Genomic DNA, 2,756 nt, shown 5'->3' on the forward strand with positions numbered 1-2,756 from the left:
AGCACGCGCCTGCTCGATCTCGGCTTGCGCTTGTTCGATCTCCGCTTGCGCCCGCGCGTTTTCGGCGCGTCGGTCTTCAAGCTCCTGTTGGATACTGGCTTGCTGGCGCAGGTAATTTTGCCGCGCCTGATAGGCATGGTAGGCGCGCTCTTTCTCGGAAAAGGCTTTCAAGGTACTCATGGCTTGCTCCATCTGTGTCGTCATCTATCCGTTCGATGTGGATGCGTATGCGGGCGTTAACCGGCAAGTCAGTGGGTAGATGCAAGATATGGTCTGGGTTGACCCTGGTTTCTAAAATTAAATCGCTCATCTCGCCTCTTTGCCGTCTGCCTGGGTGCTCAACAGTCGTCATCAATGGACAATTCAAGGTCGCCAAGCCAGCCACAATTTCCGCAGCGGGGTGAGGCCGATGCGTTGATCGGCGACGTCGAAGCCGCTGCGCTCGAGGACGCTGAGCAGATCCTGGTGCAAGCGGAGTTGGACTCGAAGGGCGGGTGTGAGTCCGGTTAGTGTGCGACGTGTCTTGGGTGCCAGAAAGACGCCGAATCGTTGACTGCGTTTGGGATTGGCTGCGGCTTGGCTGGGTTGGAGCGATTGGTTCTGTTGGGTCTCGGTCTGCTTGGGCTCCGTCTCGGGTTCCGGCCGGTCGGGTGCTGCCGCAAGGAGTTGCTCGGCGATCGGTCGCAATAGCTCGGGCAGGCGTTGGCGGCCATCGGCGCTGGCGAGCTGCTGATGGCTGAGTCCGGCTGCGGCAAGCTGATCGGCGGTGAGTACCTCGCGACCTTGGCGCAGCAGGCGACCAGCGTCACGGATACGGCGCACCTGGGCACACCAGCCACCGGTGCGCCGCGCTGTTGTGAGCTGCTCCTGGTCGTCAGCGCCTTCGCAGCGGGCGAGAAGTTCGAACAGGGCGCCGAAATCCTGCTCATCGGCATGGCGCTGCGCGACAAGATCAGGATAACGCGGATTCTGCAGCGCCGTCTCGACACTGGCGATGATCGCGACGAAGGGCTGCTCGGGCAGCTGGTCCGCGACCACCACCGGCGCCAGCGCCTCGCTGAGCGGATGGCGCGGCGCGCCGGCGAAGAGGCGCTCGAGTTCGGCGCGCCACCAGTCGAGTTTGATCCGGGCGACGCCGGGATCGGAGATCCGATCCAGGATCGCGCGCAGCTCGGCGCGCCAGGCGAAGAGGGCGGCCAAGGCATCGCGGTGCGCCGCGGCGGCGAGACGCACGCTGTAGTAGGCGCTGGAGCCGGGCGGCGTGGCACGGTTTGGAAACCGCCATTCGGCGCTGACCGCGCTGGCGGATGGTGCCGTGCGCGCGGCACGTGCGCTGTCGGTCACGCCTGATGGATCGGCCGCGCGAGTCGTGGCCCTCGGGCTGCTTGTCCCTGGACGTGACCCTTCACCTGGCATCGACGGTGCCGCGCGCGGCGGTGGGGTCGATTCGAGGCGGATCGAGCGCGAGGAAGCGCAACACCTCGAGCGGATGCCCGAGCAGCCCGTCGGCGCCCCAGTCACGCGGATGCAGCTCGACACCGAGATAGCCATAGAGCGCGGCAAGCGTGCGCATGCCGGCGGCGCGCCCGGCGAGGATGTCGCGATGGTCGTCGCCGACGTACCAACAGGCCCGCGGATCGCGCTCGATCATGCCGCAGGCGTGGAACAGCGGGTCCGGATGCGGTTTGGCGCGCGCGGCGGTGTCGCCGCTGACCACGCAGGCGGGCGGGATCGGCAGCGCCATCGCCTCCAGCAGCGGATCGGTCAGCCATCCGGGCTTATTGGTGACGATGCCCCAGCAGATCCCGCGTGCCTCAAGCGCCTCGACCAATTCGGCGATGCCCGGAAACAGACAGGTCTCGCAGTGGATGTTGGCGGCGTAGAGGTCGAGATACTCGCCGCGCAGCCGCTCATAGTCGGGATCGCCGGGCACCAATCCGAAGCCGACCGCGAGCATCCCGCGCGAGCCGGAGGAGACATGACAGCGCGCCTGTTCGAGCGGCACCGGCGGTCGATCGTAGCGCGCCAGCAGCCGATTCAGTGCGGCGGCCATATCCGGCGCGGTGTCGGCGAAGGTGCCGTCGAGGTCGAACAGCACCGCGCTTGCCGGCGTCGGTTCAGGCATCGCTGCCGCGCGGCATCTGGCAGGTGACCAGATAGTTGACATCGATGTCTTTTGACAGCCGATAGTGGCGCGTGACCGGGTTGTAGCTCAGCCCGGTGATGTCGGTGATGCGCAGCGGCGTCGCCCGCACCCAGCGATCGAGTTCGGACGGGCGGATGAAACGCGCGTAATCATGGGTGCCGCGCGGCAGCAGGTTGAGCACATACTCGGCGCCGACGATCGCGAACAGATAGCTCTTCGGGTTACGGTTCAGGGTCGAGAAGAAGACAAAGCCGCCGGGGCGCACCAGGCGTGCGCAGGCGTCGATGACCGAACCGGGGTCGGGCACATGCTCGAGCATCTCCATGCAGGCGACGACATCGAAGCTGACCGGGCGCTCGGCGGCGAGCTGCTCGACCGGCATGCGCCGGTAATCGACCTCGATGCCGGTCTCGAGGGTATGCAATTCGGCGATCTTGAGCGGTTCCTCGCCCATGTCGATACCGGTGACCTTGGCCCCGGCCAGCGCCATGGCCTCGGAGAGGATGCCGCCGCCGCAGCCGACATCGAGCGCCTCGCGGCCGGCGAGCGGCACGCGGCTCTGGATGTAACCGAGTCGGAGCGGATTGATCGCGTGCAGCGGTTTGAACTC

At 66.3% G+C, this 2,756-nt stretch carries 3 protein-coding genes and 1 pseudogene; all 4 read right to left on the reverse strand.

Annotated elements, in window-relative coordinates:
• Positions 1–180: pseudogene (locus ACLFQI_RS13185) on the reverse strand (hypothetical protein); the annotation flags it as partial.
• Positions 181–363: 183 nt separating this feature from the next.
• Positions 364–1,344, reverse strand: a complete 981-nt coding sequence (locus ACLFQI_RS13190) for a squalene/phytoene synthase family protein (RefSeq protein ID WP_410760003.1) — start codon at positions 1,342–1,344, stop codon at positions 364–366.
• Positions 1,345–1,405: 61 nt separating this feature from the next.
• Complete coding sequence (locus ACLFQI_RS13195; protein ID WP_410760005.1) at positions 1,406–2,125, reverse strand: HAD family hydrolase; 720 nt, start codon at positions 2,123–2,125, stop codon at positions 1,406–1,408.
• A partial coding sequence (gene ubiG / locus ACLFQI_RS13200; protein ID WP_410760006.1) for a bifunctional 2-polyprenyl-6-hydroxyphenol methylase/3-demethylubiquinol 3-O-methyltransferase UbiG occupies positions 2,118–2,756 on the reverse strand: 639 nt, incomplete at its 5' end. The genes ubiG and ACLFQI_RS13195, both read right to left, overlap by 8 nt.

It is taken from the genome of Halochromatium sp., from assembly GCF_046541315.1.
Classification (GTDB): Bacteria; Pseudomonadota; Gammaproteobacteria; order Chromatiales; family Chromatiaceae; genus Lamprobacter.

What these genes read in the sequence shown, in the direction of transcription:
- ACLFQI_RS13195 (WP_410760005.1), bottom strand. Translation starts at nt 2,125, where the DNA reads ATGCCTGAACCGACGCCGGCAAGCGCGGTGCTGTTCGACCTCGACGGC.